The organism is Streptomyces sp. TN58 (assembly GCF_001941845.1).
Lineage (GTDB): Bacteria > Actinomycetota > Actinomycetes > Streptomycetales > Streptomycetaceae > Streptomyces.
Window position 1 is genome coordinate 3,568,726 of sequence record NZ_CP018870.1, and the last position, 15,101, is coordinate 3,583,826.

Below are 15,101 nucleotides of genomic sequence, written 5' to 3' on the forward strand. Positions count from 1 at the left end.
GATCAAGACACACGGGGGATTCGCATATGGAAGCGCTGGGGCATGACGACCCGGTGCGGGTCGGGGCGTACACCGTACTCGCGCGGCTCGGCGCCGAGCCGGAACTGAGGTCTGCCGAGCGGGCGTTCGTCGTCCGGAGCGGTGACGGCCGTACGCTGCTCGCACGCCTCCCCCGCCCCGGCACCGACCCGACCCGCTGGGCCATCGAGGCCGAGGGGGCGCGCAGGCTCTCCATACCCGGGTTCCTGACGGTCGGCGAGGTGGGAGGCGGCCCAGCGGAACTCCCCTGGTGCACCGCGCCGTACGTGCCCGCCCTCACGCTGCCCGCCGCCCTGCGGGCCCACGGCGGGCCGCTGCCCGACCCCGTCGTACGGGCGCTGGGCGCGGCTCTCGCCCGGACGCTGGCCGGCGCCCACGCGCAGGGCGTCGCGCACGCCGGCCTGTCCCCCGCCGCCGTGCTGCTCACCACCGACGGGCCCCGCCTGAGCTGCTTCGGCGCCGTACGGGTCGCCGGCCCCGACGGCGAACCGCGCAGCGGCCTGCCGGGGCTCGACTCCGGCAGTCTCGCCCCGGAGCAGGCGGCCGGCGGCCGGCCGCAGCCGCCGGGCGACGTGTACGCGCTGGGCGCGGTACTCGCGTACGCCGCGACCGGCCACACCGTCCCCGAACGCGACGAGCTCCCCGCCTTCCTGCGTGAGCCGGTCACGGCCTGCCTCTCCCGCGACCCGGCCCGCCGCCCCCAGGCTCACCAGGTCCTCCCCCCGTCGGGCCCGGACGCCGGCCCGATGCCCCTGCCGGCATCCGTCGTCACCGCGCTCGCACGCCAGTCGGCGGAGCTCCTCGCCGCCGAACTCCCCGTCCCCGCCTCCCGGACCGCCCTCTGATGATCGCCCCTCTCACCCACGACGACCCGCACTCCCTCGGCGGCTACCGCCTCCTCGCCCGCCTGGGCAGCGGCGGCATGGGCACCGTCTACCTCGCCCGCTCGGCCGGCGGCCGCACGGCGGCGCTCAAGACGATGCACGCGCACATCGCCGCCGATCCCGCCGCCCGCACCCGCTTCCGCCTCGAAACCGACGCGGCCCGCGTCATCGGCCCCGTCCACGGCGCCCGGGTCTTCGACGCCGACCCGCTTGCCGAAACCCCCTGGCTGGCCACCGAGTACGTCCTCGGTCCGCCCCTCGACGAGGCCGTCTCCACCGCCGGACCGCTCCCCGAGCCCGCGGTGCGCGCCCTGGGGGCCCTGCTGTGCGCGGCGCTGGCCCAGCTGCACGCCTCCGACGTCGTCCACCGCGACCTCAAGCCCTCCAACGTGATGATCACCGCCGAGGGTCCCAAGGTCATCGACTTCGGGATCGCCCGCGCCCTCGGCGACGACCGCCTCACCCGCACCGGCACCGCCGCCGGCACGCCCGCCTTCATGTCCCCCGAGCAGGCGACCGGCCTCGAACACACCTCCGCCGGCGACGTCTTCGCCCTCGCCGGCGTCCTCATCTACGCGGCCACCGGCCACGGCCCCTTCGGCAGCGGCGGCCACGCCGACCTCATGTACCGCGTGCGGCACGCCGAACCCGACCTCACCGGGCTCCCGCCGGCCCTGTTGCCGATCCTGGCCCGCTGCCTCGACAAGGACCCGGCCGGCCGGCCCACCACCGCCGGCCTCGCCGCCCTGCTCCAGCCCGGGCCGGACGACTTCGCCGGGCACCTCCCCGAGCCCCTCCTCCGGGAGATCGCCCGCCGCGTCGGCGGCGTCTGGAACGACGCGCCCCACCGCCTGCCCGCCCCACCCGAGCACGCCCTCGCCGCGACCCTCCCCGCCGACGGCCGGCCACCCTCGCCGTCCGGTCCCTCCCGCCGCCGCGCCCTCGCCCTCGGCGGGGGTGCCGTACTGGTGACGGCGGCGGCCGGCGCCGGCGCCTGGGCCTGGCTCGGCCGTCAGGAGAGCACCGGACCGAAGCCGCCCGGCCCCGTCTCCAAGGAGCCCGCCTGGGACCTCCTGTGGCAGGAGCCCGTCAGCTACGCCGACCCGCTCATCCCGCCCGCCCCGCTGACCCTGGACGGCCTCCTCCTCGTCGGCGAGTACGGCGTCAAGGGCTTGGACCCGGCCACCGGAGCGGCCAAGTGGGAGGACCCGTCGGTCTACTTCATGCGCCGCACCACCACCGACGGCACGAAGATCTACGCCGCCGACTACACCCTCGACGAGGCCGACCCGCTGCGCGTCTCCACGGTCGACCCGGCCACCGGCAAGCTCGACTCCCCCTTCAGCGAGCTCAGGGACCTGCGGGCGATCCTCTACGGAACCCAGCTGCTCTGCGCGACCGGCGACGCCGTCTACCTGGCGGGAGGCCGCGGCACCCACAACCGCGAGGGCTTCGGCAAGGACCAGAAGTGGTTCCTGCTGAAAGTCGACACCCGTTCCGGCGGCAAGCTCTGGGAGGTGCCGCTGCCCGCCCGCCCCGAAGGGTCCCCGCACCTGAACTACCTGTCCGCGCGGGCCGTGGGACGCCACCTCGTCCTCGTCCAGCAGCCCGCCGAGGGCGAGCCGCGCCTCGTCGTCCACGACGCCGCGACGGGCAGGGTCCTGTGGGACAGGCCGCTGCAGAGCCCGCAGCCCGTCCTGAACCGGGCCCACCTGGCCGTGGACGACCGGCACGTGTACCCGTCGGCGGGTGAACTCGTCGCGCTCGGCCTCGCCGACGGCAAACCGGCCTGGCGCTTCGCGGGACAGACCCCGACGGCACGCTTCGGCCCCCCGGCCGTCAAGGACGGCGTGGTGTACGCGGTCGAGGAGAACCGCGGCCTGGTCGCCCTCGACGCCGCGAACGGCACCCTGCGGTGGGCGGAGAAGACCCGCCCGGTCACCGCCGAGGACCTCGCCGTCCCGCCCGCGGTCGGCATCTCGTACGTGTACGCCTACGACGGGGCCTCCGCCGCGCTGGTCGCCGCCGACATCCGCACCGGCACCCTCAGCCGGCCCTTCAAGGCCGCCAGGGCGCGGTACTTCGCCGACCCGGCCGCCAAGCGGCTCATCGCCGTCGGCGGCGAATACGTCGCCGCGTACCCCCTCGCCTGAGCTCACAGAAAGCACCACACCCCATGAAGCCCCTGGAGTCCGGAGACCCGATCCGACTGGGTCCGTACCGCGTCCTCGCCGTCCTCGGCGAAGGAGGCATGGGCAAGGTCTACGCCGGCCAGGACGGCGAGGGGCAGACCGCCGCGGTGAAGGTGCTGCACCCCCACCTGGCGCACGACGAGAACCTCAGCCGGCGCTTCGTCCGCGAGGCCCGGATGGCCCAGGCGGTCGGCGGCGCGTCCGTGGCCCGCGTACTGGACGCCCAGACCGAGGGCGGGCGGCCGTGGATCGCCACCGAGTACCTGACCGGGCCGACCCTCGCGGACGCCGTACGCGCCCACGGGCCGCTCGACGAGCCGGCCGTACGGGCCCTGGCGGCGGCGCTCGCCGGGGCGCTGCGCGACATCCACGCCGCCGGCCTCGTCCACCGGGACCTCAAGCCCGCCAACATCGTGCTCACCGCGACGGGCCCCCGCGTCATCGACTTCGGCATCGCCCGCCCCGAGCACGGCCTCACCCTCACCACCACCGGCCAGGTCCCCGTCACCCCGGGGTACGGCGCGCCCGAGCAGGTCGTCGGGCAGCGCGTCGGACCGCCGGCCGACGTCTTCTCCCTGGGTGCCGTCCTGGTGTACGCGGCGAGCGGGGGCCACGCCTACGAGGGTTCGCACGTCGCCGCCGTGCAGTACGAGGTGGTGCACGGCGAGCCGCGCCTGGACCGCGTACCGCCCGCGCTGCGGCCGCTGATCGGCCCGTGCCTCGCCAAGGACCCGGCGTCGCGGCCGCTGCCCGACCAGATCGCCTGGTCGGCCGCCCCGCCCCGCGGAGCCGAACGCGCCTGGCGGCGCGGAGCGATCGCGCGGGACATCACCTCCCTGGAGCACGGCCTGTCCCGGCTGACGACCCTGCCCGGCGGGGCCGCACCGCGCCCGCTCTCCCGGCGCCGTCTGCTGACGGGTCTCGCGGCCGGCGGGTCCGTGCTCGCGGTCGGCGGGGGCGGCGCGGCCTGGTGGGCCCTGGCGAACCGTTCCGGCGGCGGCCCCTTCGACATTCCCCCGGCCGTGCCGACGCCGCAGGGCAAGGTCTTCGACACGAAGAAGGGCGACTACGTCCTGGGGGAGACTCCCGCACCGCTGTGGAGCGTCCCGGCGGCCGTCGCGGCCGACACGCCCGCGCCCCTGCCCGTACGGGACGTGGTCGTCGTCGCCGCGCCGGAAGGCGGGATCGCCGCGCGCAGCGTCGTCGACGGGTCACTGCGGTGGACGGCGGCGAAGGCGGTGGCGGCCAGCCGCTACCTGTCCCTCTCCGACCGGCTGGTGGCCGCCACCGACGGCGACGGCACCCTCGTGACGTTCGTCGCCTCGACCGGGAAGCCCAAGTGGACGGCTGCCGCCGATGCCGCGTGGCTCCTCGCCGCGGACGACGAGGCCGTCTACCTGGTGACCAAGGACCGGCGCGTGCGCAGTGTCGGCCGATCCGATGCCAGGATCCGCTGGACCGTCGGCGTCGGCGCGGACCTCGGCACGGGGGCCGCCTCGCGCGGCCTCGCGGCCCAGGGCCGGCTCGTCGTGACGGCGGCCGACGGAAGCGTGCTCGCCCTCGACACGGCCGACGGCCGCACGGTGTGGGACCGCCGCGGGCAGTCCGCCGACGGCCGGGCCAAGGTCGCCGTGTCGGGCCGCACTCTGTGCGTGACCGGAAAGAAACTCACCGCCGTCGACGTCGTCGACGGCAAGGAGCTCTGGTCGGCCGAGAACCCCCAGCCGAAGGACGGGACACCGGTCTTCTGGGGCCCGCCGACCATCCACGGCGAGCACGTGTACGCGAGCGTGCTGACCGTCCCCCTGCGCTTGGACCTGCGCACCGGCCGGGGAACGGACTGGTCCTTCCAGGGCCTGTTCGAGTGCGACCCGCCCAGCCCGCTGGTCGTACAGGGCAACGGGCTGTGGTCCGTCACCGTGAACAGGACGGAGGGCGGCATCAACGTTGTCGACCTCTCGCCCGAAGGCCGGACGACGTGGGTCTTCCGCGTCGTCAAGAACCCCGACCGGTACTGGATCACGGGCGACGCGAACCGTGTGTTCCTCCTCGACGGCACGACGCTCGCCGCCCTGCCCGTCTTCTGAGCCGCCAGGCGGCACCCGGTGGCGGGCAGTACCCCGTCGTCCCCCGTCAGACCCGGAAGGGCGGCTGCGGCCAGCGGTGCGGGCGGTGCGGCGCCCACCACCACAGCTCGCCGACGCCGACCAGGAGGGACTCCGCCGCCAGGTCGGCCCGCACACCGGGGTCGACCGCGCCGGCGGTCGGGTCCGCCCGGACCGCCTCCACCCCGGCGAGGTAGGCCGGTTCGTCGATCACGATCCGGTTCAGCACACCGGAGCGGTGGTCGCGGACCTCCAGGAAGCCGGGGCCGTTGCGGACGAGGCACTTGCCGAGGAAGAAGCCCTCCGCCCAGGCCGCGCGGAGCTCCGCCGCGTCGGCCGGCCCCTCGATCCCGGACGGCGGGTAGAGATGGCCGAGCGTGAACGCCGACGGGCCGGACCGGCACGACCCCGCGTCGGGCAGCCGCACGCGCCAGTCGACGACGACGCCCCAGGCGGTCAGCTCCCGGATCAGGTCCAGGAGCCGTACGGCGCAGACCGGCTCGGCCGCGGGAGACAGGTCCACCAGGGTGCTGAACTCGGCCCTGCGCACCCCCGTTCGGTACAGCTCGCGGGCGGTGTGCGCGGCGTCCGCGCAGGCGTCGGCGACGGCGACGCTGCCGAGGTGCATGCCCGGAAGCGTCCGCGCGTGGTCGCGGTAGTCCCGCCACAGGTCGATCACCGGCTTGCGGGCGGGGATCACGAGACGTCCTCGTACGCGGGGCCGGGGGCCCGGGTGAAGTCCCGGGTCAGGTCCGGGGCGCAGCCGCCGAGACGGGTCAGCTCCGCGTTGGTGCCCAGGGGCACGACGTGGACGTACCGGTCAGCGTCCTCGTAGAGCAGCCCGGCCTCACCCCACTCAGCGAGCAGTTCGGCGACGCGGGCCGGGGACACGCCGGTGTTGAACCTGGCGCGGAGCCTGTGGGTCAGCGACTGGGAGCTGCGCGGGTCCTCCAGCAGGCGGAACGCGGCCACCTCGACGGGGTCCGTGATGCTGCGCGTCGTCCAGTCGAAGTCTTCCCGCCGGTTGGTCAGCACGATTCTCGATCCGATGTCGTAACGGGTGAGGCTGCTGTGGAGGTGCAGGTCGCGCCACCGCTCGACGGCGCCCGCGAGCTGCTTGGCCACCGTCTCGCCGATGCCGGCGTGCGGGGCGTCGAAGAGGTAGGCCAGGTCGTACAGCTCCGCCTCCGGCAGGTCGTAGACGACCGCGTAGTGGGGCGCCGGCCGCAGCGGGGCGAAGCCCAGCTCCGGCCGGTCGAAGTAGGGGCTGAACCGCTCGATCTCGATGCGGGTGACGCCGTCCGGCGGGGTGAGGTGGGCGAGGGCGGGCAGCTGCCGGATCACCTGGGTGTAGTCGCGCTCCCGCTCGCCGGGGAAGCCGTAGAGGTAGTTCCACGTGGCCCAGAGCCCGGCGGACTGGGCGTCGCGCAGGTGGCGCACGTTCTGGCAGCCGGTGACGCCCTTGTCCATCAGGCGCAGGACCCTGCTGCTCAGGCTCTCGATGCCGGGCTGCACCTGGACGAGGCCGGCGTCGGCGAGCGTCTGGAGGTGGCGGTAGCGCAGGTTGGACTTGATCTCGTAGTGGAACCGCAGGTCGTGGCCCCGCTCGATCAGCGCGGGCACCACACTGCGCAGATAGCCCATGTCGAGGATGTTGTCGACGACGAGGACGTCGAGCACCTGGTGGCGCCGGGTCTGTTCCAGGATCTCGCCCAGGAACGTCTCGGGGGCCTTGCTGCGGAAGGCCATCGACGATCCGTTGAGCCCGCAGAAGGTGCAGTGGTGCTTCTCGCCCCACCAGCACCCGCGCGATCCTTCCAGCACCAGCTTCGGCTCGATCCTGGAGCGGGCCGCCGAGGTCTGCACGCGGGTGAAGTAGGGCCGGTAGTCCGGCTGCCGCAGCTCGCCCGGCGGGAGCGGGAGCCGGGTCATCGGGTTCGCCCGGTGGCCGCCGTCGGCCCCGCGCCAGCACAGGCCGGGGACCGTCGCGGCCTCCACCTCGCCGCGGACCACGCCGAGCAGGGCGGGGAAGGCGCGCTCGCCCTCGCCGCGGACCACGAAGTCGACGGCGGGGAAGTTGCGGTGCAGTGCCGCGCCCTGCGGGCCGTCGCAGTTGGCGCCGCCGAGCACCGTGACGGTGCCCGGCGACAGCCTCTTGAGGGCCGCGGCGGTGGCCAGGGCCGCGGTGTTCTGCTGGAACGTGGTGGTGAAGCCGACCACGTCCGGTCGGGTGTCGGCGATCCGCACGGCCAGTTCGTCGACGAACCGCGCGGACGCCTCGTGCAGGGCCAGGGTCACGGTCCGCAGGTGCGGGCTGAGGCCCTGCGCCATCCGCTCTTCGAATTCCGTCACCCGCCACGCCGGAACACCGTGGAGGGCGCTGGAGAACACCCAGTCCCCGTAGCCTTCGAAGTACGCGTGGCTGGCGAAGAACTCGTAGTCCTCGACACTCAGTCCGATCGCTTCCGCCGCCCAGTCGTAGAAGTCCAGGTTGGCGTTCACCGTCTCCACGTCCGCCCTGTGGGAGCGGCCGACGGAATGCAGGATCCCCAGCGCGAGGGACGGTGTGTCCAAGGAAGCCCACGGCATGTTCACCAGAGTCACACGCATGTGCGGAGCAGCCCTCCGGCCTTTCTCAGAGTCCTTCCGCCGCAAGGGTCCTGCGGACACCGATGACGTCCGTGCCGGATCTCTTGCCCGCAGCCATCGCGCGTGGGTCGCTGACGATGGTGGTCTTCTTCACGATGGATCGCCGTCCGTTTCCGTGGTCAGTGGAGCGGTTGCAGAACCGGAACTCTAGACAGAGTCACTACCGGATTCCTTCCGGTCACTCTGCGTGCAACCAGGGCGAGGATCGAGTCGATCCGGTGGGCCGGCGCGGGGGTGCCGATGCAGGCGGCCAGTTCGGTCAGCTCCAGGCGCAGCACCTGGCCCGCCGCCCGGTCCTCGGCGTCCAGCGCACGGCACAGCAGCTCGACGGCGGAGAGCAGTACGTGGTGGACGGGCTCCGCGCCGAGCAGCCGGATGGACTGGGCCAGCCGGTCGACGGCCCGGTCGAGGTGGCCGTCGGCGAGCTCCAGCGAGGCCAGCACGTAGAAGAGCTCGCCCATCCCGAACTCCAGGTTCATGTCCCGCAGTACGGCGTGCCCCTCCTCGATGAACCGCCGGGCGGCCGGGTCGCGCAGTTCCAGCAGGCACAGGCCGAGGGTGAGGCCGCTGAACGCCTCGTAGGGGCGGTCGCCCAGTTCGTGGAAGGCGGCGAGGGCTGTCTCCGCCTTCTCCCGCGCCTCCTGGAGCTCCCCGCGGTGGCGCAGTACGACGGCCCAGTGCCGCAGCGCCAGGGCTTCCTCGCGCCGGTTGCCGGCGAGGCGGCCGAGCCGGACCGCGTCCTCGAAGGCCGCCGACGCCGGCTCCCAGCGCCCCTGCTCGTAACGGATCGTGCCCAGTTCGCGGGCGGCGAGGGCCTGCGCGAGCCGGCTGGGGGACTCCTGTGCCAGCTCGGTGGCCCGCGTCGCCTCGGTGAGGGCGGGCCCCAGCCGGCCCAGCGCCCGCAGCGCCCCGGCGCGGATCACCAGACACTCGCTGCGCAGGGCGCCGATGCCCAGGTCCTCGAAGAGCGCGGCCGCCCGGTCGACGAGTTCCAGGCCGGCCTCGGGGTCCTTGCGGATGCACCGCAGGTTGGCCAGCCGCAGGGACATGACGCCGACACCGAGGGTGTCGCCGTCGGCGTCGGCCGCCGCGAGGGCGAGGCGGTGGCCGGCTTCCCAGTCGTCGTAGAGGTGGCGCAGCTCCAGGAAGCCGGTCGTGCTGTCGGCCAGCTCCCAGGCGATCCGGCCGAATCCGTTCGCGCAGGCCATCGCGACCGCGGACGCCAGGGCCGGGCGCTCGGCCTCGAACCACAGGTAGGGGTCCTCGACGATGTAGTCGACGTCGGATCGGTCGAAGGCGTCGTAGCGTTCCGTCGTGCCCCGCGGCGCGGCCGGCCATTCCTGGGAGCGCTCACCGGTGATGCGCTGCGCGGCCGTGGTGGACAGGGTGAGCCACCCGTCGAGCACCCTGGCGAGCGCCTCGCGGCACTGTGCCTGCGAGTACTCGGCGTCGGCCCGCTCCTTGGCGTACAGGCGGACCAGGTTGTGGTACCGGTACCGGGTCTGACCGGCGACGTCGCAGCCGACGACGTCGAGGAGCTGGGTGCTGACGAGTTCCTCGATCAGGTCCTCGGCCTCGTCGATGGTGATCCGCAGCAGCGGCGCGAGTAACCAGGACGCGAAGTCCGGCGCGTCGATCAGGCCCAGCAGGCAGAACGCCTCGCGCTCGCGCGGCCCCAGTTCCCGGTAGCCGGTGGCGAGGGTGGCCCGCACCTCCAGGTCGCCGGAGACCAGTACGTCCAGCCGCCGCCGCTCGTCGGCCAGGCGGCGGGCGAACCGGGTGATGCCGCCCTGGGAGTGCTGGGCGAGCCGGGCGGCCGCGATGCGTACGGCGAGGGGCAGGTAGCCGCAGAGCCGGGCGATCTCCGCCGTGGTCGCCTCGTCGCCGGCGACGCGGTGGCGCCCCGCGATCCGCTCGATGAGCGCCCCGGATTCCTCCGCGTTGAAGACGTCGAGGTCGAGGTGGGTGGCGGATTCCAGGCCGGTGAGCCGCGGCCGGCTGGTGATGAGGACGACGCAGCCGGGCGAGCCGGGGAGCAGCGGTCTGACCTGGGCCTCGCTGACGGCGTCGTCGAGCAGGATGAGCATGCGGGAGGAGGCGGTCCGGCTGCGGAAGAGCTCGCTGCACTCCTCCAGGTCGTCGGGTATGCCCTCCTCGCCTACACCGAGCGCGCGCAGGAAGCGTTTGAGCGCCACCAGGGGGTCGAGCGGCCGGGTGTCGGCCGTCCGCAGGCGTATGTACAGCTGCCCGTCGGGGAACTGCGCGGCGACGCGGCGCGCGGCCTGCACGGCGAGGGTGGACTTGCCGACCCCGCCCTTGCCGGAGAGGGCGACCAGGGCCAGCGACTCCTTGTCCCCCGTCGTCAGCGTCTCGCGGATGCGGCCGACGTGGTCGGTGCGTCCGGTGAAGTCGGCTATCGAGGGCGGGAGCTGGGCCGGTACGACCGGGACGATCGGCGACCAGACGCGCTCGGGCGCCTCGTCGGGCGCCTTGCGGGGCAGGTCCAGGCCGGGGCCGCCGACCAGGATCGCCTCGTGGAGGCGTTGCAGCTCGCCGCCTGGTTCGAGGCCGAGTTCCTCGGCGAGGAGGGTGCGCCCGGCCTGGTAGACGGCGAGTGCGTCGGCCACCCGGCCGCAGCGGTAGAGCGCCAGCATCAGCTGTCCGCGCAGCCGCTCGCGCAGCGGCTGCTCCCCGACGAGCGCCTTGAGTTCGCTGACGAGTTCGCCGTGCCGGCCCAGGGCCAGCTCCGTCTCGATGCGCTCCATGAGCACCCCGATCCGGCGCTCCTCCAGCGCCGGCGACTCCGTCCGTATCAGCTCGTCCGTGCCATCGGCCAGTGGCTCCCCCCGCCACTGGGCGAGCCCGGCGCAGTACGCCTCCAGGGCGTCGAGCCGGCGGTCCTCGGCGAGCGCGGCCCGCGCGTCGGCGACGGCCTGGTCGAAGGTCAGCAGATCGAAGCGGTGCTCGCCGAGCTGCAGGCGGTAGCCGTTGCCCGACCGGACGATCAGCTCCGGGCCGAACTCGCCGCGCAGTTGGGACACGCACTTCTGGATCTGGGCCACGGCTGTCGGCGGCGGCGACTCCCCCCACAGGATCGCGACGAGCCGTTCCACCGGAACGACGTGTTCTGAGCGGAGCAGCAACGCGGCGAGCACCGATCTGGTCTTGCGCCCGTTGAGCCTTACTGCGAGTCCGTCACGCCATGCCGTGATCGGCCCGAGAACACGGAACTGGAATGCCACTCAGATCCCTTCCGGCCCCGTCCGCCCCTGGGGCCGCAACGGGGCACCGCCCCCCCACCTGATGACCTGCGCTTGTGGACGATACCGCACGGTCGGAAGCCCGGCGGAAGCCAACCGGTAGCGGTGAGTGAAAAGCTCATTACATCTCGGACGCCGACGGAAGCTGCAGTTCAAATGAGTAGAAATGCGGACACCGAAAATGCGGCGGCGGACACCGCCGGCCCGGCGCCGGCAAGCGACCTCACCGGCCCGGAAGCCGCGGAGTGGGCGGCCCCGCACGCAGCGGGGGCCCTCAGCGACGGCGCGTTCTTCGCCGGCCGCCACTCGGCCGGGCCGTACTCCGACGGCGCTTGCACGGACGTTCAGGCGGTCTCCCGTCCGTGACCCAGCCGGCATGCCGTCGGCATGCCCGTTCCATTCAACTTTGGAGGATCAGCGTGCACGATGCCTATGACGTTCTCTGCGTCGGATACGGACCAGCGAACGTCGCCGTCGCCGTCGCGTTCGAGGAGCTGTGGCCGCAGGCCCGGGTGAAGTTCATCGAGCGGGAGCCCGGCCCCTACTGGCAGCGCGCCATGCTCCTGGACGGCTCCGACATCCAGAACAACCCGCTGCGCGACCTGGTGACCCCGCGCAACCCGCGCAGCCGCTACACCTTCACCAACTTCCTGCACGAGCAGGGCCGCCTCTTCAAACACCTCAACCTGCCCTCCCACTACCCGCTGCGCAAGGAGTACGCGCGCTACGTCCAGTGGGTCGCCCAGAACGTGCGGGCGGACGTGGACTACGGCCGCGAGGTCACCGGCATCGACGTGACCGCGACCGGTGACGGCCCGCTCGTCGAGGTCGCCACCGCCGACGGCACGACCTACCGCGGACGCTCCGTCGTGGTGGCCCCCGGCCGTACGCCCAACGTCCCCGAGGTCTTCTCCGGCGTGCCGGCCCCGCACCTGTTCCACACCTCCCAGTTCCTCCCCAACATCGCCGACCTGGACCGGGACTTCGACGGCACGCTCGCCGTCGTGGGCGCCAGCCAGAGCGCGGTCGAGGTGGTGCTCGACCTGATCGCGCGCTTCCCCGCCGCCCGGATCGTCAACGTGATGACCGGCTTCGGCTACCGGCTCAAGGACACCAGCCCCTTCTCCGAGGAGGTCTACTTCCCGGAGTTCGTCGAGTACTACTTCCACGCGTCGGAGGAGGGCAAGAAGCGGCTGCGCGACCAGCTGCGGCCCACCAACTACTCCGCCGCCGACGCGGACGTGGTCAGCGCCCTGTACATGCGCATGTACGAGGACGAGCTGGACGGCCGCGAGCGCATACGCCTGTGCACCAACCGCCGTGTCGAGGCCGTGGAGCGCACGCCCGAGGGCGTGGCGCTGGACCTCACCGAGCACATCACCGGTGAGCGCGAGCGCGTCCACGCCGACCGCGTCGTCCTCGCCACCGGCTACCTGGACCTGGGGATCACCGGCCGTACCGAGCAGCTTCCGCCGCTGCTGAAGGACCTGACGCAGGTGCTCGGCGTGACGGACGGCCGGCCGCTGTCCGTCGGCTACGACTACGGCGTGGTCCCGCACCCGGCCTTCGAGGGCGAGGTGCCGCCGATCTTCGTCAACGGGCTGTGCGAGTCCACGCACGGGCTCGGTGACGCGGGCTCGTTCAGCCTGCTGGCGCTGCGCTCCCAGGCCATCGTCGAAAGCCTTGAGCGGCGCCTGGTCGCCGAACAGGGCGCTGCCGACCTGGTCGCCGCCCAGGCGTCCGGTTCCGACCTCTGAGAGAGACGATCATGCAGACGCTCGAAGCGACTTCGCCGAGACCGGCGGTCGACCTCACCCAGCCCGGACCCAACGGACGCGTGCTGCTCGACAGCCAGGCGGCCACCGAGTCCAACGCCCGCACCTACCCGCGCCGGATACCCGTCGCGATAGCCGAGGCGTCCGGGTCCCACATCACCGACGTCGACGGCCGCCGCTACATCGACTTCCTCTCCGGCGCGGGCGTCCTCGCCCTGGGCCACAACCACCCCGAGCTGGTCGCGGCCGTCACCGCCCAGCTGCCGAAGCTGACGCACGGCCTGGACTTCCCGACCCCGGTGCGCGACGAGTTCAAACGCCGCCAGATCGGGATGCTCCCGGAGCACATCCGGGACGACTACAAGATGCACTTCTGCGGGCCCACCGGCTCGGACGCGGTCGAGGCCGCGATCAAACTGTGCAAAAAATCCACCGGCCGCGGCCAGGTCGTCGTCTTCCAGGGCGCCTACCACGGCTCCACCCAGGGGGCCATGTCCCTCACCTCGGAGCACGCGCCCAAGACCGGCCTGCACAACCTGCTGCCGGGCATCCACTTCACCCCGTACTCCTACTGCCACCGCTGCCCGGTCGGCCTCGCTCCGCAGAGCTGCAGCACCAACTGCGCCGACGTCCTGGTGAACACGCTCACCGACACCCACGGCGGGGTGCAGCTGCCGGCCGCGATCATCATGGAGCTGGTCCAGGGCGAGGGCGGCGCCATCCCGGCCCGCCGCGAGTTCGTCCACCGGGTCGCCGACACCGCCCGCGAGCTCGGCATCCCCCTGATCGTGGACGAGGTCCAGACCGGCTGCGGCCGTACCGGAACCTGGTTCGCCTTCGAGCAGTACGGCATCACCCCCGACGTCGTCGTCGCCTCCAAGGGCCTGTCCGGAATGGGGCTGCCCGTCGCGGCCATCCTCTACCGCCGGCACCTGGACACCTGGACGCCGGGCAGCCACATCGGCACCTTCCGCGGCAACAACCTCGCCTTCGCCAGCGCCAACGCCTTCCTCGACGTCGTCGAGCGCGAGGACCTGCTCGCCCACGTCCGCAAGATCGGCGACCACCTGCTCGGCGAGCTGAACGTGCTCGGCGACAGCCCGCTGGTCTCCGACGTACGCGGCCTGGGCCTGATGCTCGGCATGGAGATGGCCGCCGCACCGACGGCCGACGCCACCGAGGTCGCCGCCCGGTTCCAGCAGGAGGCGCTGCGCCGGGGCCTGATCGTCGAGCTCGGCGGCCGGGGCGACAGCGTGGTGCGGCTGCTGCCGCCGCTGAACATCACCGTGGAGGTCGCCGACGAGGCCGTGGCGATCCTGCGCGACGCCCTCACCACGCTGGAGGCGGAACTCGCCGCGGAGGCCGGCCGATGAGCACGATCGTGTCCGGACGCCCCGGCCGGCTGCCGCGCATCGGCATCGTCAACCTGATGCCGAACGCGGAGCAGTACGAGAACTGGCTGATGCCGCAGCTTTCCCTGGCCGGCCCCTTCGAACTCCAGTGGATCCGGATCTCCTCCCGCCGCTACCACCTGGACGACCCGGCCCGCATCGCCGCGACGTACCGCACCTACAAGGAAGCGACCGCCGACGCACCGCTGGACGGCCTGATCGTCAGCGGTGCCGCGGTGGAGCACCTCCCCTTCGAGGAGGTGCGGTTCATGGACGAGCTGAACGACATGGTGCAGGACGTCCACGCGCAGGGATCACCGCTGCTCGGCCTGTGCTGGGGCGCGATGGGCGTGGGCCACCTGGTCTACGGGCTGCCCAAGGACATCTACAGCGCCAAGATCTCCGGCATGTACGAGACCGAGCTGCTGGCGCAGGACGGTCCCATCGCCTCGTCCCTCGACGACCGCTTCTGGTCGACGCACAGCCGCTTCGCCGGCTTCGACGACAAGGCGCTGGACGCCAGCACCACCGTCCGCGCCCTGGCCCGGGCCGAGGGCGCCGGCACCGTCATCGCCGAGTCCTACGACCACTCCGTCCTCATGCACACCGGCCACCCCGAGTACTACGGGTCGCGGCTGGCGGAGGAGTACCGCCGGGACGTGGACCAGCAGGTGGCGGGCGTACGGGCACCGGTCGGCGTCGACCTCGACCAGCCGCTGCGGCTGTGGCGCAGCCACAGCCTGGCGTTCTTCGCCAGCTGGGTCCGGCTGGTCGGCGACCAGTCGGCCGCGCGCTAGGGACGGGGA

At 73.1% G+C, this 15,101-nt stretch carries 9 protein-coding genes; 6 read left to right on the forward strand and 3 right to left on the reverse strand.

Annotated elements, in window-relative coordinates:
* The first annotated feature begins 26 nt into the window (after nt 1-26).
* The 3 genes from BSL84_RS16165 to BSL84_RS16175 are packed head-to-tail and all read left to right on the forward strand — an operon-like array spanning nt 27 to nt 5,202.
* Nucleotides 27-884 carry a serine/threonine protein kinase gene (locus BSL84_RS16165; protein ID WP_107484806.1) on the forward strand — a complete coding sequence of 286 codons (858 nt, stop codon included), beginning with the start codon at nt 27-29 and terminating at the stop codon, nt 882-884.
* The gene (locus tag BSL84_RS16170; protein ID WP_075970597.1) at nt 884-3,076 is read left to right on the forward strand and encodes a protein kinase domain-containing protein; all 2,193 of its coding nucleotides are present in this window, start codon (nt 884-886) and stop codon (nt 3,074-3,076) included. The genes BSL84_RS16165 and BSL84_RS16170 overlap by 1 nt, the downstream gene beginning before the upstream one ends.
* A 23-nt stretch (nt 3,077-3,099) precedes the next feature.
* Nucleotides 3,100-5,202: a protein kinase domain-containing protein gene (locus tag BSL84_RS16175; protein WP_075970598.1), complete on the forward strand. Its 2,103-nt coding sequence runs from the start codon at nt 3,100-3,102 to the stop codon at nt 5,200-5,202.
* Between the two features lie 46 nt (nt 5,203-5,248).
* On the opposite strand, the gene BSL84_RS16180 is transcribed toward BSL84_RS16175, so the two are convergent.
* The 3 genes from BSL84_RS16180 to BSL84_RS16190 form a co-directional block, all read right to left on the reverse strand.
* Nucleotides 5,249-5,920, reverse strand: coding sequence for a DUF5825 family protein (locus BSL84_RS16180; RefSeq protein WP_030027666.1), 672 nt, complete (start codon nt 5,918-5,920; stop codon nt 5,249-5,251).
* On the reverse strand, nt 5,917-7,830 hold the full coding sequence (locus BSL84_RS16185) for a RiPP maturation radical SAM C-methyltransferase (RefSeq protein WP_075970599.1): 1,914 nt from the start codon (nt 7,828-7,830) through the stop codon (nt 5,917-5,919). Before BSL84_RS16185 ends, BSL84_RS16180 begins: the two co-directional genes overlap by 4 nt.
* Nucleotides 7,831-7,988: 158 nt before the next feature.
* Complete coding sequence (locus tag BSL84_RS16190; protein WP_107484808.1) at nt 7,989-11,111, reverse strand: AfsR/SARP family transcriptional regulator; 3,123 nt, start codon at nt 11,109-11,111, stop codon at nt 7,989-7,991.
* A 437-nt stretch (nt 11,112-11,548) separates the two neighbouring features.
* On the opposite strand from BSL84_RS16190, the gene BSL84_RS16200 reads away from it, so the two are divergent.
* The 3 genes from BSL84_RS16200 to BSL84_RS16210 are packed head-to-tail and all read left to right on the forward strand — an operon-like array spanning nt 11,549 to nt 15,092.
* Complete coding sequence (locus BSL84_RS16200) at nt 11,549-12,886, forward strand: lysine N(6)-hydroxylase/L-ornithine N(5)-oxygenase family protein (RefSeq protein WP_045320801.1); 1,338 nt, start codon at nt 11,549-11,551, stop codon at nt 12,884-12,886.
* Nucleotides 12,887-12,897: 11 nt separating this feature from the next.
* Entirely contained in the window at nt 12,898-14,277 is a 1,380-nt protein-coding gene (locus BSL84_RS16205; protein ID WP_037661377.1) for an aspartate aminotransferase family protein, read from the forward strand.
* Nucleotides 14,274-15,092, forward strand: a complete 819-nt coding sequence (locus BSL84_RS16210) for a homoserine O-acetyltransferase/O-succinyltransferase family protein (protein WP_051873126.1) — start codon at nt 14,274-14,276, stop codon at nt 15,090-15,092. Before BSL84_RS16205 ends, BSL84_RS16210 begins: the two co-directional genes overlap by 4 nt.
* The last annotated feature ends 9 nt before the right edge of the window (nt 15,093-15,101 follow it).